At 62.8% G+C, this 20,404-nt stretch carries 20 protein-coding genes and 2 pseudogenes; 18 read left to right on the top strand and 4 right to left on the bottom strand.

Translation table 11 applies throughout. The annotated features are described in order from the left end of the window. The first annotated feature begins 230 nt into the window (after positions 1-230). The 6 genes from NCR34_RS24585 (at position 231) to NCR34_RS24560 (ending at position 7,043) form a co-directional block, all read left to right on the top strand. The gene (locus NCR34_RS24585; RefSeq protein ID WP_371747479.1) at positions 231-1,589 is read left to right on the top strand and encodes an MFS transporter; all 1,359 of its coding nucleotides are present in this window, start codon (positions 231-233) and stop codon (positions 1,587-1,589) included. Between the two features lie 32 nt (positions 1,590-1,621). Next, positions 1,622-2,812, top strand: coding sequence for an acyl-CoA dehydrogenase family protein (locus NCR34_RS24580; RefSeq protein WP_248323769.1), 1,191 nt, complete (start codon positions 1,622-1,624; stop codon positions 2,810-2,812). Positions 2,813-2,819: 7 nt separating this feature from the next. Then, positions 2,820-3,476, top strand: coding sequence for an EthD family reductase (locus NCR34_RS24575; RefSeq protein ID WP_248323768.1), 657 nt, complete (start codon positions 2,820-2,822; stop codon positions 3,474-3,476). Between the two features lie 55 nt (positions 3,477-3,531). Further along, positions 3,532-4,452, top strand: coding sequence for a LysR family transcriptional regulator (locus NCR34_RS24570; RefSeq protein ID WP_248323767.1), 921 nt, complete (start codon positions 3,532-3,534; stop codon positions 4,450-4,452). 143 nt (positions 4,453-4,595) lie between these two features. Continuing rightward, the gene (locus tag NCR34_RS24565) at positions 4,596-5,903 is read left to right on the top strand and encodes an MFS transporter (RefSeq protein ID WP_248323766.1); all 1,308 of its coding nucleotides are present in this window, start codon (positions 4,596-4,598) and stop codon (positions 5,901-5,903) included. A gap of 177 nt (positions 5,904-6,080) precedes the next feature. Then, a complete protein-coding gene (locus NCR34_RS24560; protein WP_248323765.1) occupies positions 6,081-7,043 on the top strand; it encodes a PDR/VanB family oxidoreductase in 963 nt (320 codons plus the stop codon). On the opposite strand, the gene NCR34_RS24555 is transcribed toward NCR34_RS24560, so the two are convergent. Continuing rightward, positions 7,040-7,960 carry a LysR family transcriptional regulator gene (locus NCR34_RS24555; RefSeq protein WP_248323764.1) on the bottom strand — a complete coding sequence of 307 codons (921 nt, stop codon included), beginning with the start codon at positions 7,958-7,960 and terminating at the stop codon, positions 7,040-7,042. The two genes, NCR34_RS24560 and NCR34_RS24555, sit on opposite strands and share 4 nt — an antisense overlap. A 156-nt stretch (positions 7,961-8,116) precedes the next feature. On the opposite strand from NCR34_RS24555, the gene NCR34_RS24550 reads away from it, so the two are divergent. The 9 genes and pseudogenes from NCR34_RS24550 to NCR34_RS24510 all read left to right on the top strand — a co-directional run bounded on the left by NCR34_RS24550 (position 8,117) and on the right by NCR34_RS24510 (position 15,141). Then, positions 8,117-9,400, top strand: a complete 1,284-nt coding sequence (locus NCR34_RS24550; protein WP_248323763.1) for an aromatic ring-hydroxylating oxygenase subunit alpha — start codon at positions 8,117-8,119, stop codon at positions 9,398-9,400. Further along, a complete protein-coding gene (locus NCR34_RS24545; protein WP_248323762.1) occupies positions 9,397-9,897 on the top strand; it encodes an aromatic-ring-hydroxylating dioxygenase subunit beta in 501 nt (166 codons plus the stop codon). Before NCR34_RS24550 ends, NCR34_RS24545 begins: the two co-directional genes overlap by 4 nt. Positions 9,898-9,916: 19 nt before the next feature. Next, positions 9,917-10,292: pseudogene (locus tag NCR34_RS24540) on the top strand (tautomerase family protein). A 63-nt stretch (positions 10,293-10,355) separates the two neighbouring features. Beyond that, positions 10,356-10,733, top strand: coding sequence for a hypothetical protein (locus NCR34_RS24535; RefSeq protein ID WP_248323760.1), 378 nt, complete (start codon positions 10,356-10,358; stop codon positions 10,731-10,733). A 4-nt stretch (positions 10,734-10,737) separates the two neighbouring features. Further along, positions 10,738-11,241 (top strand): nuclear transport factor 2 family protein, encoded by a 504-nt coding sequence (locus NCR34_RS24530; RefSeq protein ID WP_248323759.1) that lies wholly within the window; start codon positions 10,738-10,740, stop codon positions 11,239-11,241. Continuing rightward, positions 11,238-12,380 carry an amidase gene (locus tag NCR34_RS24525; protein ID WP_248323758.1) on the top strand — a complete coding sequence of 381 codons (1,143 nt, stop codon included), beginning with the start codon at positions 11,238-11,240 and terminating at the stop codon, positions 12,378-12,380. Before NCR34_RS24530 ends, NCR34_RS24525 begins: the two co-directional genes overlap by 4 nt. A 12-nt stretch (positions 12,381-12,392) precedes the next feature. Beyond that, positions 12,393-13,136, top strand: a complete 744-nt coding sequence (locus tag NCR34_RS24520; RefSeq protein WP_248323757.1) for an SDR family NAD(P)-dependent oxidoreductase — start codon at positions 12,393-12,395, stop codon at positions 13,134-13,136. A gap of 112 nt (positions 13,137-13,248) precedes the next feature. Next, positions 13,249-13,800, top strand: a complete 552-nt coding sequence (gene hpaC / locus NCR34_RS24515; protein WP_250501222.1) for a 4-hydroxyphenylacetate 3-monooxygenase, reductase component — start codon at positions 13,249-13,251, stop codon at positions 13,798-13,800. A gap of 201 nt (positions 13,801-14,001) precedes the next feature. Beyond that, on the top strand, positions 14,002-15,141 hold the full coding sequence (locus NCR34_RS24510; protein ID WP_248323755.1) for an NHL domain-containing protein: 1,140 nt from the start codon (positions 14,002-14,004) through the stop codon (positions 15,139-15,141). A 65-nt stretch (positions 15,142-15,206) separates the two neighbouring features. Here NCR34_RS24510 and NCR34_RS24505 read toward each other — a convergent pair. Next, a pseudogene (locus NCR34_RS24505) lies at positions 15,207-16,119 on the bottom strand (bifunctional helix-turn-helix transcriptional regulator/GNAT family N-acetyltransferase); the annotation flags it as partial. Between the two features lie 85 nt (positions 16,120-16,204). Beyond that, positions 16,205-17,104, bottom strand: coding sequence for an NmrA family NAD(P)-binding protein (locus NCR34_RS24500; RefSeq protein WP_250501221.1), 900 nt, complete (start codon positions 17,102-17,104; stop codon positions 16,205-16,207). A 151-nt stretch (positions 17,105-17,255) separates the two neighbouring features. On the opposite strand from NCR34_RS24500, the gene NCR34_RS24495 reads away from it, so the two are divergent. Further along, positions 17,256-17,834 (top strand): TetR/AcrR family transcriptional regulator, encoded by a 579-nt coding sequence (locus NCR34_RS24495; RefSeq protein WP_248323753.1) that lies wholly within the window; start codon positions 17,256-17,258, stop codon positions 17,832-17,834. A 142-nt stretch (positions 17,835-17,976) separates the two neighbouring features. Here the strand turns inward: NCR34_RS24495 and NCR34_RS24490 are convergent, their stop codons facing one another. Continuing rightward, the gene (locus tag NCR34_RS24490; protein ID WP_248323752.1) at positions 17,977-18,921 is read right to left on the bottom strand and encodes a LysR family transcriptional regulator; all 945 of its coding nucleotides are present in this window, start codon (positions 18,919-18,921) and stop codon (positions 17,977-17,979) included. Positions 18,922-19,025: 104 nt separating this feature from the next. On the opposite strand from NCR34_RS24490, the gene NCR34_RS24485 reads away from it, so the two are divergent. Next, a complete protein-coding gene (locus NCR34_RS24485; protein WP_248323751.1) occupies positions 19,026-19,793 on the top strand; it encodes an SDR family oxidoreductase in 768 nt (255 codons plus the stop codon). 214 nt (positions 19,794-20,007) lie between these two features. Continuing rightward, positions 20,008-20,271, top strand: a complete 264-nt coding sequence (locus NCR34_RS24480) for a hypothetical protein (protein ID WP_248323750.1) — start codon at positions 20,008-20,010, stop codon at positions 20,269-20,271. The last annotated feature ends 133 nt before the right edge of the window (positions 20,272-20,404 follow it).

Genomic DNA, 20,404 nt, shown 5'->3' with positions numbered 1-20,404 from the left:
TGGCGTCGCAAATCAGTCAAAAGAAGGAGGTTCGATAAGCGCCGCTGATACGAGGGTTTTCACTGCATGTTCATGCACGAGATTCATATCGCGCATTTTTGGCTTTGATTTGACCGCTGTTTTCTCGGCTCATATCGTTCGAACCATGTCATGACGGTGTCGATTCAAAGCGCCCCGCTGCGTGTGTTCCAACGATGCGGGAACCAATCTCTCGTGCCTCTCCAAAGCCCATGAACCCTGATGCCGTGAATCCCGATATGAGTGCGCCGCCCATTCCCGCGCGGCACGTTCCCCGCACGCGAAGCGGCGTGCGTCGCGCGGTCACCACCGCCGTGCTCGGTCAGATCCTCGAGTGGTATGACTTCTTTCTCTACGGCACCGCCGCCGCGCTCGTCTTCGGCAAGCTATTCTTTCCCGTGGGCAGCGACCCGCTGACGGGCACCATCGCGGCGTTCGGCGGCTTTACCGTCGGCTTCATCGCGCGGCCCATTGGCGGCGTGCTATGCGGTCATATCGGCGATCGCTACGGCCGCAAGGTCGTGATGATGCTCACGCTTCTCACCATGGGCACCGCGACGGTGCTGATGGGCGTGCTGCCGACGTATCAGCAGATCGGCATCGCGGCGCCGGTGCTGCTGGTGCTGTTGCGAATCATGCAAGGGCTCGCGGCAGGCGGCGAATGGAGCGGCAGCATCTTGCTGATCCACGAAAACGCGCCGCAGTCGAAGCGCGGCGCGCTTGCGGCGTGGAGTCCGTGCGGCGCTGCGCTCGGCTTCGTGCTGTCGACTGGCGCGTTCCTGCTCGTGCAAAACTTGCCGTCCAGCGACTTCCAGAGCTGGGGTTGGCGCATACCGTTCCTCGGCAGCGCCGCGCTCGTCGCGCTCGGTCTGTGGATGCGCCGCTCAGTCGGCGAAAGCGCGGCCTTCGCGGAAGTGAAGGCGACGCGTCACGAGAGCCGCATGCCCGTGATCGACGTGCTGAAGCAATGCCCGCGTGAAGTGCTCACCGTGTTCGGGCTGCGCTTCGGCGAAGGCGGCGCGTCGTACATCTTCTTCGCGTTCTCCATCGCATACGGGCAGTATCTCGGCATCAAGTCGAGCTGGATTCTCAGCGGCCTGACCGTGTCCATGCTGCTGATGATTCCGGTCTCGCTTTTCTTCGGCCACGTCACCGACAAGGTCGGCCGCAAGCCGGTGTATCTCGCCGGAGCCATCGCGATGCTGCTCGTCGCATGGCCCTACTTCGCGCTGCTCGGCTCGGGCGAGTACTGGAAGATCATGGCCGCGCTGATTCTCGCCAATAGCATCACCCTCGGCATTCTCGAAGGCGCACAGCCCGCGTTCATCAGCGAGATGTTGCCGGTGCACTTGCGCTTCTCCGGTCTCGGCATCGGCCGCGAGGTGTCGTCGGTGCTCGGCGGCGGTCTCTCGCCGATGATCGCCACCGCGCTGCTCGCGCACTATCGCAGCGCCGTGCCGGTCGCGATCTATCTCGGCGCGCTCGGACTCATCACCGTCATCGCGACCGTGCTGGCGCGCGAGACGTTCCCCAAAGCGATGCGCATGGCCGCGCGTCAGCACGCCGAATGACATCGGCCCACAACGATCGAGAGGTATCACGCATGCAAGCCCTTCAAAGCGATTCGATCATCGACTCGCAGGACGATTACCCTGAATACGCCGGACCGCTGTCGCTGGATGCGCTGATCGAGGAAGTCGAGCGCCGTCGCGACGAGTTCGACGCGATGTCTCACGTGCCGCGCGACATGGTCGGCAAGATGAAGCGCGCGGGCATCTTCCGCGCCAGCACGCCGAAGCGTTTCGGCGGCGATGCGCTGCCGCCGCCGCGCTTCCTGGAGATGCTGGAACGCATCGCGGTCGCGGACGGTTCGACGGCATGGGTCGCCGCGTTCGGCTCGGCGAACACCTATCTCGCCGCGCTGCCCGTGGAAATGCAGGCGCGCATCTATGCGACCGGTCCGGATCAGGTGTTCGCGGGCGGCTTGTATCCGCTGCAAAAGGCGGAGCGCGCGCCGGGCGGCTTCAAAGTGTCGGGGCAATGGCGCTTCGCGAGCGGCTGCAAGGGCGCGGACTGGATCGGCGTGGGCATCGGCGGAGCGCCCGCGGGCGCCGACGACAAGAACGCCGGCAAGCCGTTCACCGCGGTGTTCCCGGCGAGCGAAGTGGAGATCGTCGATAACTGGAACGTGGTCGGCATGCAGGGCACCGGCAGCCATGACTTGCGCCTGAAGGACAAGTACGTCGATGAGCGATGGACCTTCGTACGCGGCGGCGCGGCGTTGATCGACGAGCCGCTCTATCGCTATCCGGCGGTCGCGTATCAGGCGCAGGTTCATGCGGCCGTGAACATCGGCCTGGCACGCGCCGCGCTCGACCTGCTCGCCAGCATGTCCGGCGTGACGAAGACGACGACGGGCGCGCCGCGTCTTGCCGACCGTGCGTACTATCGCTCCGGTCTCGCGCAAGCGGAAGCGCAGCTGCGCAGCGCACGCGCGTTCTTCTTCGAGTCGGCGGAAGCGTCGTGGCAGACAGTGCTCGCAGGAGACCCGGTACAGCCTGCCGAAGCGAATCTGTTGCGCCTCTCGGCCACGCACGCGGCCCATACGTGTGCCGACATCGTGATGCAGGCGTACAAGATGGCGGGCATCGGCGCGATCTATCGCGAGAACCGCATGCAACGGCTCGTGCGCGATTCCATCGTCGTGACGCAGCACGCGTTTCTCGGCGAAGGCACCTATGACGCATCGGGCGCCATCTTCGTCGGCATCCCGCCGGTCACGCCTTATCCCTGATATGACGATGCAAGCCTGTCTCTTTCTCATCGGCGACACATCGTGCGATGCGTCCGCGCTGCATCATGCGGCGCAAGACGTCGAGGGCCTGCGTCGGCTGATCGTGCATGAAGCGATCGACGGCCAGGTCGATCCGCGCATCGCGCCTGCGCCGGACACGCCGTCGTGCGTGCTGCAATGGTATTTCGACGACCTCGCACCGCTCGAAGCGGCATGTGAACGCGACGGCGCGATTCATCGCATCGTGCGGGGTCATTCGTTCACGCAGCAGATCATGGCGGTGCGCTCGCTCAAGCAGGCATCAACGCATAGCCCATTGCAGCGATGCACCTACCTCGTCGCATACGAAGGCGCTGCAGACGACTTCAACGCGTGGCTCACGCATTACTTAAAACATCACCCGCCGCTGATGCTGCAATTGCCCGCGTTGCGGGAACTGGAAGTCTATACGCGCATCGACTGCGCGAGCGGTTTGCCGTTCGAACATGCGAACGCGATGCAGCGCAACAAGGTGGTCTTCGACGATGCCGCCGCGCTCATCGCTGCCCTTGCGTCGCCGATTCGTGACGCCATGCGCCGCGATTTCGATGCGTTGCCGCCCTACACCGGTGCAACGCCGCATTTTGCAATGCGCAGCTTGTACGGTAATCTCGCGCAACACTGACCGGGCGGTCGCGCTGAGCTCAACGCGCGCTTCGCCCTCGTTCGCGAGGCGAAGCATGAACAAGCCGCATCTCGGCATTGCCGATCTGAATCTGCTGCGCGTGTTCCTCGCCATCTGGGACTTGCGCAGTCTGACCGCCGCGGGCGACAGGCTCGGCCTCACGCAGCCCGCGGTGAGTCATGCGCTGCGCCGTCTGCGCACGCTGTTCGACGATCCGCTTTTCTTGCGCACGCCCGGCGGCATGGTGCCGACCGATGCCGCGTATCGGCTGTATCCGCCGCTCGCGCAGGCCTTCGCGATGATCAACGACGCCGTGCAGCAGCTCGGCAAGTTCGATCCCGCGACCGCGCAGCGCGTATTCCGCGTGTCGATGTCCGACATGTCGGAGTTCTATTTCCTGCCGCCGCTCGTCGCGATGCTCGACCGCGAGGCGCGCGGCATCCGCATCGAAGTGGCGAATCTTCCGGTGGAATCGGTGAGTGCCGCCATGCGCGCGGGCGAGATCGATCTTGCGCTCGGCTATGTGCCGGGGCTGGACGAAGGCTGCGTGAGCCAGACGCTCTTCGTGGACGAACATGTGTGCGTGGTGCGCGCGGGTCATCCGTTACGCCGCGCGAAGCCGACGCGCGAAGACCTTGCCGCCTTGCGTTATGTGTACGCGAGCACGAACGCCACGGGACATCGCATGGTCGAGCAGTGGCTCGACGAACTCAATCTCAAGCGCGATGTCGTGCTGCGCCTGCCTCATTTCATCGTCGCGCCCGAGATCGTGATGAACACCGATCTCGCCGTCATCTTTCCGAAGAGCATCGCGCGGCGCTTCAATCGCGGCAAGGCGTTTCGCGTGCTGCCACTGCCGTTCTCGCTGCCGCCCATCGAAATCGAGGTGCATTCGCATACGCAGTTCGCATCAGATCCCGGCATCGCGTGGCTGCGGGAAACGCTCGTCGCGATGTTCCATCAGTCCGAACCCTGACTCCATCGCATGCGGCGCACATTTGCCCCACTGATACCCGGCACGCTTTTCAGCCTATTTGACGTGGCTACCTGGCGACTCGACACTGCTCTACATGCGAAGCCTGCTCGAGGCGCGCCCCACGATCAATCAGGCGAGAAGACATGTCCACGGTTCAATCAACTTCCACAGCGGAACGCAGCACGGCCATGCAGGACCGCGCACTGAGACGCATCGTCGTGGCATCGGTCGCCGGCAATGCGATGGAGTGGTACGACTTCTTCGTCTACGGCACCGCCGCCGCGCTCGTCTTCGGACAGTTGTTCTTTCCCGCCAACGCGGACCCGCTGATCGGCACGCTCGGCGCGTTCGCCGCCTTCGCAATGGGCTTCGTCGCGCGGCCGCTCGGCGGCATCGTGTTCGGGCATATCGGCGATCGGTACGGACGTCGCGCATCGCTCGTATGGACGCTGCTCATCATGGGCTTCGCGACCTTCGGCATCGGCCTTTTGCCCACATACGACCACGTCGGCCTGTGGGCGCCGGCCGCGCTCGTCGGCCTGCGGCTGTTGCAGGGCGTCGCGTCCGGCGGCGAATGGGGCGGCGGCGTGCTGATGATCAGCGAAAGCGCGCCGCCGGAAAAGCGCGGCTATTACGCGGCATGGAGCCAGCTCGGCGTGGGCGGCGGCTTCGTGCTGTCGTCAGCAGCTTTTCTCGGCGCGCAAGCGTTGCCGCACGATCAGTTCATCTCGTGGGGCTGGCGCCTGCCGTTTCTCGCGAGCATCCTGATCTTCGCGCTCGGCGTCTATATTCGCCACAACCTTCCCGAGAGCCGCGACTTCGAAAACGCGGACAAGGCGGGTAAGACATCGCACATGCCGGTGGTGGAAGTCATCAAGCGGCACCCGAAAGAGATTCTCATGGCGATGGGCTTGCGCGTGGCGGAAAACGGCGGCGCGTATATCTTTCTCGCGTTCTCGCTCGTGTACGGCAAGTTCGCCGGCATCTCCAACTCAGTCATGCTGACGGGCGTCATGCTCGCGATGGTCATCGAAATGGTCGCCATGCTTCTCTGGGGCAAGCTCTCCGACCGCATCGGCCGCAAGCCCGTATATATGATCGGCGCCGTCTCGCTCGCGGTGATGGCGTTCCCCTTCTTCTGGCTGCTCAATACGCATTCGACGCCGCTCATCTGGCTTGCGCTCGTGCTCGGCACGGCTGTCTGTCACGGCGCGATGATCGGCACGCTGCCCGCGCTGGTCGGCGAACTGTTCAGCACGGAAGTGCGCTACTCGGGCGTCGCGCTGGGGCATGAAGTCGCTTCCATCTTCGCGGGCGGGATGTCGCCGCTCATCGCCACGGCGCTGCTTTCGCGCTATCACGCTTACTGGCCGGTCGCCCTCTTTCTCATCGTGCTCGGACTCATTACCGTCGTGACCTTGAAGTTCACGCACGAAACGCGTCAGCAGTAAATCTCACGCTTTTCTCTGCGCATTCGCACGGCTTTTGGCCGTGCGAATGCGCTTGTCCATTCAGCAATCGAATCAGTCCGCTTGATGTGACCTCAAGTTTTTAATCTATTTCTCTTATTCGATTCACGGCGCTAATCTCGGTTCATCGTCCCCTGTAAAGAGTCATCGGAACGCATCATGGAACTCTTCAAAGTCCGCGTCGACGCCGTGCGCGAGGAAGCGCATGGCGTGCGCTCGTTCAGCATCTCCCGCGTCGACGGCCTGCCCTTCGAGCAGTATGAGCCCGGCGCGCATATCGACGTCACCAGTCCGTCCGGCATCACGCGTCAATACTCGCTGTGTGGCGATCCGGAATGCGTCGAATCGCAAGTCTTTGCCGTGAAGAAGGAAGAGCAGTCGCGCGGCGGATCGCGCTCGCTGCATGAGGAGGTGAGCATCGGTACCGAGCTGTCGGTCGGCGCGCCGCGCAACCTCTTCAAGCTCGAAGAAGGCGCGAGTGAACATATCCTGATCGGCGCGGGTATCGGCATCACACCGCTTCTTTCGATGGCCTATCGCCTCGCCGCGCGCCACGCACGCTTCACGCTGCACTACTTCGCGCGCAGCGAACGTCACGCGGCCTTCATGACGCTGCTCACGCGCGCGCCTTTCGACAGGCACGTGAAGCTGCATTTCGGCGTGCAGCGCGATGCGCTTCCCGCGGCGCTCGATGTGTGTCTGCGCGACGCAGGCCCCGATGCGCATGTGTACACCTGCGGCCCGGCCCCGTTCATGGATCTCGTCGTCGACAGAGCGCAAGCGCGTTTGCCGGCCGAATCGATTCATCTCGAACGCTTCAAGGCCGAGCCTGCGCCCACGCTAGAAACATCGCTCGACAGCTTCGACGTGCAACTTGCGAGCACGGGCCAGACGGTGCACGTCGATGCGAAGACGTCCATCGTCGATGCGCTGGCGTCAATCGGCATCGAAGTGGATACGTCGTGCGGCGAAGGCGTGTGCGGCACCTGCATGGTGGATGTCGTGAGCGGAGAGCCGGAGCATCGCGACCATTGCCTGAGCAAAGCGGAACGCGCGAGCAACACGGTCATCTGCTGTTGCGTGTCGCGTTCGCGTTCTCCGGTGCTGGTGCTGGATCTCTAGGACTTCGTGAAGTTCGCGAGGATGTCGGAGATGAGCCCGCGCATCCACGCTATGCCTTCGTCCTCGTGGAAGTGCTCGTGCCAGTGCATCGTGACAGCGGCTTTCGGCAAGGGCACCGGCAACGCATAGATGCGGAAAGCATCATTGCGATTGAGGATATGCGCGAGCCGCTCGGGCAGCGTCGCGAGCAGGTTCGTCGCTGAGAGCACGCCCGGAACGGCGACGAAATGCGGCAGCGCCAACGCGATATTTCGCCCCACGCCTTGCGCGCGCAACGCATCGTCCAGTGCGTGATGGCTGTGTTCGAGCGATCGCACCTGCACATGCGATGCGGCAAGAAACTGCTCCAGCTTGAGCGTACTGCCCGCGGGCAGATCGCTGCGCTTGCGCGTCATGCACACATACGACTCCTCGAACAACAGTTGATGACGCGTGCGCGGCAGCAACGCAGGCAGATTGCCGATGGCGAAGTCGAGCCGGCTCGACCGCAATGCTTCTTCTATGTCCTCCACGGGCAAAGGCTCGACAACGAGCTTCACGCGCGGCGCGGCGTCCTGCAATGCCGCGCACAGCGCCGGCAAGTACGCCATTTCTCCCGCGTCGGACAGCGAGAGACGGAAGCTGCGCGTGCTCGTCGCCGGCTCGAATCGCTCCGCATAACGCAGCGCCTGACGCACCGTATCGAGCGCGCGTCCGACGATCTCCGCGAGCTCCAGCGCCACGGGCGTCGGCTGCATGCCCGCTTTCGTGCGAATGAAAAGCGTGTCGTCGAAGAGCGTGCGCAGCCGTCCGAGCGAGTAACTCACTGCGGGCTGCGACAGCGCAAGCCGCTCGCCTGCTTTCGTCAGACTGCGCTCTTCCACGATGGCCTGAAACACGCGCAGCAGATTGAGATCGATGTGGTCAATGGAAGTCATGGCGGCTCGGTAATATCGGCCGCGCTTATCCGGCGACCTGTTTTTAATCGATTTGACGCATGATCTTCGCAAAGCGAGACTGATGTCAACGAGAGGATGCGCTGATGTCGATGCCTTTTTCTCATGTGAGCCACTCAACTACTTCCCACGATCACGATGAGTACGCCGACCTATCAAACTATCGACACGAGCGCGCTCGCGAAGCGCGCCGAGGCCGATCGCATCGCGCCTTCCCTCTACTACGATCCGCAGCTGTTCGAAGAAGAACTCGAACGCATCTTCTATAAAACGTGGGTCTGGGTCGCGCATGAAAGCGAGTTGCCGAAACCGGGCGACTTCGTGACCACCACCATCGGCCGGCAGCCGGTCATCGTCGTGCGCGACAAGACGGGCGCCGTCAACGTGCTGCAGAACCGTTGCCGTCATCGCGGCGCGACCGTGTGCGAAGAACACAAAGGCAACGCGAAGGGCTTCACGTGCCCGTATCACAGCTGGTCCTATGCGCTCGACGGCACGCTGCGCGCGCTGCCCTATGGCGACGGTTATGAAGGCGTGTGCGAGAAAGGCGATCTGCCGCTCAAGAAGCTGCGCGTCGGCGTGTACCAGGGTTTGATCTTCGCGACCTTCAACGAAAGCATCGAATCGCTCGAAGACTTTCTCGGCGGCGCGAAGCCCTGGATCGATCTCTTCATGAAGCAAGGCGCGGGCTATCCGATCAAGTCCAACGGCGAGCACAAGTTCAAGTTCAAGGGCAACTGGAAGATCCAGCTCGAAAACACGACGGACTTGTATCACTTCCCGGTCGTCCACAAGTCATGGATGAAGTCTATCGACGATGAAACCGCGACCGCCATCACGAGCTTCATGACAAGCGACGAAGCGTTCTGCCGCTCGCTCGGCAATGGCCATAGCCTCGCGGTGTTGATGCCGGAGCTCGTCGATCTGGACAAGGACGACGGCGCGCCCTTGCCCGAGCGCTTCAATGAACTCGCCGCGCAACTCGCGCAAAAGCACACGCCCGAGGAAGTGCGCCGCATCGTGCGTTCGCTGATGGGCGTGGGCTTCAATCTGAATCTCTTTCCGAACCTTGCGCTGTCGATGGCCTTCTTCCGCGTGCTGCGCCCCATTTCCGCGGAAGAAACGGAGATTCGCCACGTCGCGCTCGGGATGGACGGCGGTCCCGAGGAAGCGAACCGCATGCGTCTGCGCATGCACGAACACTTTCAGGGTCCGTTCGGCTTCGGCAGTCCCGACGACGCCGAAGCATGGGAGCGCGTGCAGCGCGGCTCCTACGCCGGCCCCGATGTACCCATTCTCGTGAATCGCGGGCTGAACCGCGAAACCACCGCGCCGAACGGCGAAAAGACCGCGCACGCGACCGACGAAACCGGCATGCGCGAAGCCTACAGGCAATGGCGCGCAATGATGGAGCAAGCATGATGGACGACCGCAACGCACTCTTATCCGACCAGACGTTCGCACGCGCGATCGAGTTCATCTGGCGCGAAGCCGAGCTTCTGGACCGCCGCGACTATCAGGCGTGGCTGGAGTTGTGGGACCCGAAAGGCATCTACGTCGTGCCGATCGATCCCGATACGACTGACTACGCCGCGACCTTGAACTATGCATTCGACGATCAGCACATGCGCGAGCTGCGCGTGCAACGCATGACCTCGGGCTACTCGGCGTCCGCATCCGATGCGGCGCGCACGGTGCGCACGGTGTCGCGCTTCACGCGTTCGTCGGAGAGCGCCGATCTCGTCGAAGTGAGGTCGTCGCAGATCATCATCGCGTACAAGCGCGGCGTGTCGACCATCTTCGCGGCCGACCTCACGCACAAGATCAGCATGACCGACGGCGAGCCGCGCCTCGTCGAGAAGGTGATTCGGCTGATTAACTCGACCGAAGCACTGAGTGCCATCGGCTTTCTGCTTTGATGTTCGTGGATGAACTGCCATGCCGACACTCGAAGTCTATCTGCCGCAAGGCCATGCCGATGAACGCAAAGCCTCGCTCATTCACGGTCTGACACAGGCGACCGTCGATGCTATCGGCGCGCCGGCCGAATCGGTGCGCATTCTGTTGTCGGAGTTGCCGGCATCGAACATCGGCCTGGGCGGAAAACTCACGCCTGATGCGTTGCCGGTCATCATCGCGATTCTGATTGCGGGCCGCACGGAAGCGCAGAAAGAAGCGCTGATCGCGCGGCTGTGTCAAACGAGCGCCGCCCGAACTCGACGTGCCGTTGCAGTCCACGCGCGTGATGATCAAGGACATACCGAATACGGATTTCGGTCTGGGCGGAAAGACCGCTCGCGCGCTCGGTCGATAGCGTGCAGTGCAATGCGGCTATCTGTGATCGCCCCATGCAAAAACGTTGAACAGGAACCTGACGATGCCCGATACGCGAAACCTGCCCCTGCGCGTGCTGTTCTGCTGCGGCGTCTCGCAGAGTTTCTTCGATCTGCCGCGCGAGCAGATCGGCGAGGTGTGGCAAGCCTACGGCAAGATGCTCAACGCCATCGAAGCGATGGACAACGTGCGCGTGCTCGGCGTGATGGATGACGACCGCCTCGTCGTCGGCAATGCGGACGGCGCGCCGTGGACCTTCTACATCATGGCCGATGTCGCCGATTTCGACACCGCCGTCGCCGTCTGCAATCTGTATCGCACGACGCCGGTCGGCGAGTACAACTTGTGGCGCTACGGCAAGATCGAAGCACGCGTGGGCCGCGCGCTGACGGTGCCGCCCGCTGTCGCCAATCATGGGTGATGCGATGAACGAGACCATCGTCAAGCGCTTGCGCGCGCTGGAGGCGCACAACGCGGTCCGCAGAAGCATCGCGCGGTACATGGCGCTGTGCGACGTGCCCGCGCGCGCGCTGGAAGGCGAATCGCTCGCGGCGCTCTTTTCCGACGATGCTGTGTGGGAAGGCATAGGCCCGCAGTATGCAAACAAGTTCGGTCGCTTAATCGGCCCGGCGAATATCGTCGCGATGTTGCAGCGCTATCTGCCGCCCACGCCGCATTTCACGACGAACACGCACTTTCTGACGAGCGAGCATATCGAAGTGCGCGGCGAGTCGGCGAAGGGCCGCTGGATCATGTTGCAGGCTTCCGGTTATGTTGATGGACGGGCCGAACTCATTGCGGCGCGGCTCGAAGTGGACTTCATGCCCTCACCGCACGACGAAGCCATCTGGCTGATCCGCCACTTCCGCACCGAGCGTCTCTTCGACGCGCCGTGGTCCGTCAATCCCGCCCGAGGGTTCATCGCATGAGCGCCTTCTTGCACGAGTTCGATCTCATCGCGCATGCACGTCCGGACGCGCCGACGATTGCGATCAAGGACAGCATCGATATCGCGGGCTACGCGACGACCGCCGCGAGCCGCGCGCTCGCCGACGCGCTGCCCGCCCCGCGCCACGCCGAAGTGGTGCAGCGTCTGCTCGACGCGGGCTGGCGCATCACCGGCAAGACCAACATGCACGAGCTGGCGTTCGGCATGACCGGCATCAACGACTTCTGCGGCACGCCGCGCAATCCGCAGGATGCGGCGCGCATTCCGGGCGGATCGTCGAGCGGTTCGGCGTCCGCGGTCGGCCTGCATCTCGTCGATGCCGCGCTCGGCACCGACACCGGCGGCTCGGTGCGCGGCCCGGCGGCGTGTTGCGGCGTGATCGGCCTCAAGCCCACGTTCGGACGCGTATCGCGCGATGGCGTCGCGCCGCGCGAGACCACGCTGGATTGCGTCGGTCCGTTCGCGCGTGACATGAATACGATCATCGACGTCATGCTCGCGATCGATCCGTCGTTTCAGGCGGGTCGCGCGCGCCGCGATGTCGCGCATGCGCGGGTGGCGATGCTCCATGTCGATGCGGACGACGACATCAGGCACGCGGTTGCCTCTGCGGCGACACGCAGCGGCTTGTCCACGCGTCCCGTGGCCCTCGCGTCGATGCGCGATGCCTTCGCAGCGGGGCTGGCTGTCATCAACGCGGAGACGTGGCGTGCGTTCGGCCATCTCGTCGATACCGGCAAGCTCGGCGCCGATATCGAAGCCCGCCTGCGCGCGGCGGCGAATACGAGCGCCGCCGATCTCGACAACGCGGAACGCATCCGCCGCGCGATCACGGATGAAGTCGACCGCACGCTCGATGACGCGGACGTGCTCACCCTGCCGACACTGCCGTCGCTCCCGATCACCATCGAGGCGGCGCGCGCGGGAACGTCGGTCATCGCGATGTCGTCGCTCATACGGCCATTCAATCTCAGCGGGCATCCTGCCATCACGTTGCCGGTGCCGATAAACGGAACGCGCATGAAGGCCGGATTGCAGATCGTCGGCCGCAAGGGCGAGGACGAGACGGTGTGCGCGGTCGCGGCGCGTATCGAAGCGGCGCTCGCATCCAACGAATGACGAGGACATGTGATGTCGAAGAGAGTCGTGCTCATCACAGGGGCCGCGCGCGGACTGGGCGAAGCGCTCGCGCGCCGCTTTCATGACGCGGGCTACAAAGTGGCGCTCGGCGATATCGCGTCCGATGCAGCGCAGAGGCTCGCGCGTGGGTTGAGCGGCGACGGGTCGAGCGCATTCGCGCTCAGGCTCGATGTGACATCGAAGGCCGATTTCGAGGCCGCGCGCGATGCGCTGATCGACCGCTGGGGCGCGATCGATGCGCTCGTCAACAACGCGGGCGCGTCGAAGGTGGTGCCCGTCATGGAGATCACGGCGGAAGAGTTCGATCAGGTCATCGACGTGAACTTGCGCAGCGTGCTGTTCGGCTGTCAGGTGTTCGGGCAGTACTTCGCCACGCACGGCGCGGGGCGGATCGTGAATATCGCATCGCTCGCGGGACAGAATGGCGGCTCGGCGACCGGCGCGCATTACGCGGCGGCCAAGGGCGGCGCCATCACGCTCACCAAGGTCTTCGCACGCGATCTCGCGGCGCATGGCGTGACAGTCAACGCGATCTCGCCGGGACCGCTCGATCTGGCGATCGTGCATGAGAGCGTGCCCGCCGACAAGCTGGAGAAGGTGATCGCCGGCATTCCGGTGGGACGCCTCGGCTCCGCGTCTTACATTGCCGATGTCGCCGTCACGCTCGCTTCCGCCGATGCCTACTTCGCCAACGGTGCGTGCTGGGATATCAACGGTGGACTTTTCATGCGTTGACTGATCATGCGTGGCGCACGAGCAGCAGTGACAGCGCACGAATCCGAATTTCGCAGTGTCATCGTATCCATGTGTCTGCATTTATGGCAGATCAAGCCGGAGACTCAACATCATGTCCGTACAAGCCGCATCCGTTCACACCGAACTCGATCCGCAGCGCCAGCAGTTCCGACAAGCGATGGCCCATCTTGGCGCAGCGGTCAATGTCATCACCACGGCCGGCGCGCACGGACGATGCGGCATCACGGCGAGCGCGGTCCGCTCCGTCACCGACGCGCCGCCGACGCTGCTCGTGTGCCTGAACCGGTCGAGCGCGATGCATTCGGTCTTCGACGGCAATCGACAGGTTTGCATCAACGTCCTGCCGGCGAGTCTGGAGAGCATCGCGCGACACTTCGCGGGCATGACGGGGTTATCGATGGAAGAGCGCTTTCAATTGCCGGTTTGGGACGAAGGCGAGAACGGCGTCCCCGTTTTGCGTGGCGCCCTAGCGAGCTTGCAAGGCACGATTGTCGAAGCAAAAGATGTCGGCTCGCATGCCGTGATGTTCGTGCAAACGACGCACATCAAGGTGCGAAGCGATGGCGACAGTCTGATCTATTTCGACCGCAACTTTCATCGCGTGCCGCGAGCATGGAAGGCAACGACCCCATCGGAAGGATGAAAAGTCATTTGCTTTTCGATACTTCTTACTAAAATGAAGTGTCGGGCGGTTTGGACGCTTTCGGGCTCGCTTCCCCTTGGCCACAACATCCTGCATTCCGCGACATCGACTATTGAATGACCGTGCAGTTCGATGATGCCGAAAGGAGGATGTATGCCGCGCATACCCCGCATAGCCCGCATAGGCCGGAGCCTCGCTGTCATGTTGCGAGCCTTCTATGCACTGCTGCTCGTCGCGTTCGCGCATGCCGCTCAGGCGCAGACCATCACGACCTTTGCGGGCGGCGACGGCGCGCAGGCCATACAGGCCGAAGCCATCGCGGCGGACCGATGGGGCAACATCTATACCGCCGAACCGACGCATCACGTGGTTAGGCGAATCGACCACAGGAACGGCACGGTGACGATCATTGCCGGCACCGGGCAGGCGGGCTATCGCGGCGACGGCGGCCCGGCCACGCAGGCGCAACTCGGCTATCCGACAGGCGTGGCGCTCGACCGCGCAGGTAACGTCTTCATCGGCGATTCGGGGAATGCGAGAGTCGTTCGAAGGGTCGATCGCGAGACCGGCATCATTGCCACGGTTGCTGGCCCGGGCACGCCCAACGTGCCCAACCGCGGCGACGGCGGTCCGGCCACGGAGGCAACGGTATTCGCCAACGATGTCGCGGTGAATCGCGAAGGCGATCTCTACATTGCCGATTCGGCAGCCGGCCTCATCCGGCGAGTGGACCATCGCACAGGGATTATCTCGACCGTTGTCGAGCTCGGTGCCACGTACATCGTCACCATGGCGTTCGATCCGCGCGGCGTCCTTTATGTAGTGGACCCCGTTCCGCCGAATGTCGTCCGGGTCGACGCATCGACCGGGACGGTCACCAAAGTAGCCGGCGCGGGGACCACGTGCCAGCAAATTGGCGGCTCCGCATGCTACAACGGCGACGGCGTTCTCGCGACCGACGCGCTCCTGAACTTCCCTACGCACATCACGTTCGATTGCGCGGGCAACCTGACGATCAGCGATACCTTCAACTTCCGCGTGCGCCAGGTGAACAGGCACACCGGCATCATCACGACCATTGCCGGTAGTGGGATGGACGGTCATAGCGGCGACGGCGGCCCTGCCACTCAGGCCGGCATTTTGAGCGGTCCCAGAGAACTCGCGTTCGGGCCGGAAGGCGATCTGTTCTTTGCTGAAGCTGCGGGAAGCACCGGGTACATTCGTAAGGTGAGCGGCCTGCCGAAAGCGCACCGTTGCGAAGAACGACACCATCGGGATGGCGAGGGGCGCGGTCATCGGCCCGATTCAAGAGACGGCGACTGGTTGCGTCCGTGGTGGTGAGACTGGGGCGCTAGGTCAGCAGCACCTCCCGCGTCACCGCTCCAACGATGATCCAGCCGCGCGGGTCAGGCCGTCCGACGCACGAACCGCTGTTCCGTGACGCTCGTTCCCGATTGCGTGCCCTGAGCTTCCTCGCACAGTTCGAAGCCGAATGATTCATACAGGTGCCTCGCTGCCTCCAGACCCTTGAACGTGGAGAGGTACGTCTCGGCGAAATGCTGGTCGACGAAGTTCATGGCGCGCGTCATGAGCTGCCTTCCTATTCCAGTGCCGCGCAATGCGTCGTCCACAATGAACCAACGCAGATGCGCCACTCCGCTCTTTAAGTTCCCATCGATGGCAAGCGATGCGAGCGTGCGGCCGTCGCGCTCGCCGAGCCAGAGCGCTTTGCCATCCTGCGGCAAGGCTTCGGCGAACGCGGCCAGTTCGGTCGCGACTCTCTTTTCGAAGAAGGCGCCAAAACCCCAGTGCTGTGCATAGAAGCGCCCGTGCAGGCTGGCCACATCACCGATGCAGCCGGGTCGGTATCCCTCCACTATGGAGGCAGATACGGTTCTGCTAACCGGTGTATCGGTACCGTTGTCTTGCCCCAATGCATCGGCATACAGTCCGACTGCGCGCACCATGGCCAATTGGTCGGAAGGGCTCAAGCGCGCAAGGGCCTTCGAGACCTGAGACGACGCGAACCGGTCGATCTTCTGCCTGAGTTGCTTTCCTCCATGCGTCAAATAGAGTTCCGATGAACGCGCATCGCCGTCGGACGCGCGCCGTTCGACGATCCCCGCCGCCTCCAGGCGCGCGATCTGCCTGCTGCTATTGGACTTATCCAGTCTCAGGAGCTCGGCCAGTTCCTTGCCGTTGATCCCGGGACTCGCGCCGATTTCGAGCACTGCGTGCACGGCAGAGGGCGACAGGTCGGTGTCTGCCAACGATTCCTCGCGCAAGCGTTGCGCTCATGAACCCTAACTCGCGGACCATCCAACTGAGGCATCGCCACGGCCGAACGGGGGACCGCGAAACGACGGACCAGTAGGTTATGACCGAACTTGTCCGTCTATCAAGATCAAGCCAAGAGATGCCGATGCTCTTTGATGAACTGTTCGGGCGTCACCAGCGGCTGACCGATGATTTCCGCCGCGCTCTTGTCGACGCCGGCAAGCAATCCCTCCTGCTGATCGATCTTGACTGCCCTGAAATGCCGGACGAAGGAAGGATCCTTATCCAGTCCGATCGTTCTCACGAACTCTTCTGGCGACACCTGCTTGAACAGCACCTCCTTTCCTAGCGTCTCTGCAAGGATGCGCGTGAGTTCGATATGGCATACTTCGACCGAGCCAGTGACCGGAATGATCGTGCTGCCGAATGCTTCCGGATTCTCGAGGATTCGTACGGCCAGACGTGCGATATCCACTGCGGCGATCGGAACGAAGCGGCTCTCTGCATCGAACGGCGTCAGATAGCGACCCGCGCGAATCTCATTGGCTGTGTACAACATCCATTCCGCGAAGAAGTTGACTCGAAGATGCGCCGTGGGCACGCTCGAGCGATCGAGAATTCTCTCGGACAGCCAGTGGCTCATGGTCGCGGGACTGCGTGCGTGCGGGCGCGACTGTCGTTGCGACATATAGACGATCTGCCTGACGCCTTGCTCGATTGCCGCTTGAGCGAGTATCGCCGTCGCTTCCACCGCTCCGTGCGTCAACGCATAACAGAAGTAGACGCCGTCGACGCCCGTCGTCGCGCGGCGCACATCTTCGAGATTGAGCAGGTCACCGGTCACGATCTCTGCGCCCAGTTTCTCGAGCGCCGCGGAACGGGCATCTTCGCGGCGCACGAATGCCGCCACGCGGTGGCCGTTTTCGAGCAAGAGGCGAACCGTCGGGGCACCCGTGGTACCGGTGGAACCTGTCACAAGAAACTTCTTCATACGAACCTCGGTAAAAAGGACAACGCCGTTAAGCATTATGACCATCATGTTTGAGCACGCATGGAAGCATCGACCACACGGACCTGCGACAGGTCAAACATGATGGTCATCATGCTTCCATTCGCGAAGCATGATCGCTATACTGTTTAAAGTCAACTTGTTTCTTACTGGTTTAATGGGAGGATGTATGCGTTACCCGCCAGAGGAGACGGCAGAGAAGCACGCCCGTATCCTGGAACAGGCATCGATTCTATTTCGCGAGCGCGGGTTCTCCGGCGTGAGCCTGAGCGAAATCATGAAGGCGACGGGCCTGACCCACGGCGCGTTCTATCATCACTTCGAGTCCAAAGAAGATCTGATCGGAAAGAGCATCGAAGATGCATCGGTCAAAGCGCTCGAATCCATGAAGGAAGGCATGGCTCGGGGCGCGTCGAGAATCGATTACGTCAACGGTTATCTGAGCGCGCAGCACCGCGACGATAGAGGCAATGGCTGTCTGATGGCCGGGCTGGCGGGAGAGATCGCACATGAACCTACGGCCCAAACCGCGTTCACCCATCACGTGGAAAGCATGATCGAGGGCTTCTCCGAGCCTCGTGCGAAAGCCAACAAGAAAAGTGTTCGACGCGATGCGATCCACACGCTCTCGAGCATCGTCGGCGCTCTTATTCTGGCACGTGCCGTTGATGATCCCGAGCTATCCGACGAGCTTCTTCGTGAGACGCGCGCGGCGCTCGGAGTCGAAGCCGCCGGGAAGCACGCTTGATGGAGCGCTTCGTCGATGCGTTTGGCGCTCCCGTGAGCTAAGAATCCGCGCGCAATGCGAGCATGATCGATAGGCCATGATCAGCGAGCGCGTCGACTCACGCCCACTCACGTCAGCGACGTTCCCCGACAACTCACAGCCGCTAAGAAGCATGATCCCGCACCAGCACGTCCCAGGGCGCGGGCGACGGAAAGATGTCCTGCAAAAAGCGGACAAACGCTTTTACCGCCGGATTGCTGCGGCGGCTCTCGGGCCACACGGCATGCAGATGGAAGCGGTCGTAAGCGAACTCGTGCAGCACCGGTACGAGTTCGCGCCGCCGAACGTAAGAGGCCGCGATATACGTCGTCGAAATCCCGATGCCGGCGCCGGCGGCCAACGCCGCGGCAACCGCGTCGCTGACATCGATCATCAAAGCCGACGCAGGCGTGAACTCAAGGAGCTTGCCGCCCACGTTGAAGGGCCACGCGGCTTCCTGCCCCGTCGACTGATATCTGAAGTTCACGCAGTCATGCTGCAAGAGATCGTTCGGATGCTGCGGCACGCCTCGCTCCCGCAAGTATTCGGGGGACGCGAATGCGCAAATCCGATGCGGTGCCAGACGACGCGCGATCAACCGCGTGTCGCCGGGTTCGCCGACTCGAATGGCGACATCCACGCCCTCCTCGACCAGATCGACGTAGCGGTCGCTCAGGCGCACATCGACGGTCACTTTCGGATGCTGTCGGCGAAACGCGGGCAAGGCCGGCGCGAGGATGTTCACGCCGACGGGCAGCGGCGCCGTCACCTTCAGCGTTCCCGCCGGCTCGGCGCGCGCTGCGGCGACGCCTTGCTCGATCCCTTCCGCTTCGCGCAATAAGCGTTGCGTGCGCTCCAGAAGATCTCGGCCCTCGGGCGTCAGCGTCAGCGAGCGCGTGGTCCGGGTGAACAGCACGAGGCCGAAATGCTGCTCCAGCCGCTGGATGCTCTTGCTGATCGCCGATGGTGAAACCGACAGCGAACGCGCCGCAGCCGTATAGCTGCCCAGCGACGCCGCACGCGCAAAAGCAATGAGCCCAGTGAGCCTTTCGATGGCGATTTGTTCCATGATGGCATCATTAAAGCGAACCGTAGCCCGATTATCAAGCGCAGTCTCTCGAATTAACCTTCTTCCATCGACGCCGAACCGGCGAAGTCAAACAGGAGAAGGACATGAACGCGAATACGAACGCGCAAGACGCACAGGCCGAAGCAGTCGCTCACCGCCCGCTGGCCGGCAAGACGGCATTGATCTTCGGTGGGACGTCGGGCATCGGGCTCGACGCGGCCGTTCAGGCGAAGCGGGCGGGCGCGGAGGTCATCGTCGTCGGACGCTCTGCCGACACCGCTCAACGCGTCGCGGCGCAACATGGCTTCGCCGGTTGGCGCGCGGCCGACGTGACCGACGCGCACGCTCTGCAGCAGGCCGTGCGAGACATTGCGAAGGTCGATCATCTCGTCTTGCTGGCGGGCACTTTCGTCGCAGGGACGGTGCGCGAGGCCGAGGTCGCGCATCTTCGCAATGCGTTCGAGGAACGCATCTGGGCGGCCGTGCACGTCATTCGCGCCCTGGGCGACCGGTTGCGCACCGATGGCTCGATCACTTTCATCTCGGGCAGTCTCGCCGACCGTCCGAACGCCTACGGCACCGCAGTGCTCGCCGCCGCGTCCGCCGCGATGGAAGCGCTCGCTCGCGGGCTGGCACTCGAACTGGCGCCGGTGCGCGTCAACACGCTGTCGCCCGGTCCGATCGATACGCCGATCCTGCGCAAAGCACTCGGCGACGCGCGAGATGCAGTCGTGGCCAATATGGAGAAGACCTTGCCGCTGCATCGTCTCGGCACCGCGAGCGAAGCCGGCGCAGGCGTGGTATTCCTGATGACCAATGGCTTCATGAACGGCGCGACACTGAACGTCGATGGCGGCGCGCGCCTCGTGTAATGCGAGAGCGTATTCGCACGCGGCGCGGCATCCACGCTTAGATCGGCAAAACATACGGCAGTCGCCGATGACTCCGCTAAGCACAAACCCTACGCCGCTGCGAATCGACATTCCGGAGAAGTAGAATGCCTTAGCATCGGCAGTTGCGGTCGTCACCGCTCGCAGTCATGCAGTATCCGCATCTGCAATTGATGAACCTTTCGAGGGCGAATCGATGGAGCGAAGCTATCCTTATCGAGGGTTCGAGATCACGATTCACCTCGAGCCAGTCAAAGCCGTGTCGCACGAAGCGAAATTCAGCGACCCCGTCGGATTCATTGCTGTAGTGAGTGTTTGCACCGCTGAACCGAAGCGGCCTGTCGGCGTACCGGTTCGGCTGGTCTCCGAAACGCATACTGTCTTCCGCACGGAGGACGAGGCTCTGTCGAGCGGGCTCAGCGCAGCGCAACGCATCATCGACGCCAAGATACCCAGTTGACTACACTCCGCGCTCGCAGCGCTATTCTCTAATCACGTAATTCCGAAATCTCTTCTCGTACGAGCGATCCGATACGGCAAAAACGAGGAACCGACCAATCAGTTAGTCTTACTAATAACGTTTCACTTCCCGC

Source organism: Caballeronia sp. GAWG1-5s-s (assembly GCF_023631445.1).
In the GTDB taxonomy this organism is placed as follows: Bacteria; Pseudomonadota; Gammaproteobacteria; order Burkholderiales; family Burkholderiaceae; genus Caballeronia.
The sequence above is the reverse complement of the archived record's forward strand: the minus strand, read 5'-3'. Positions and strand labels throughout refer to the sequence as shown.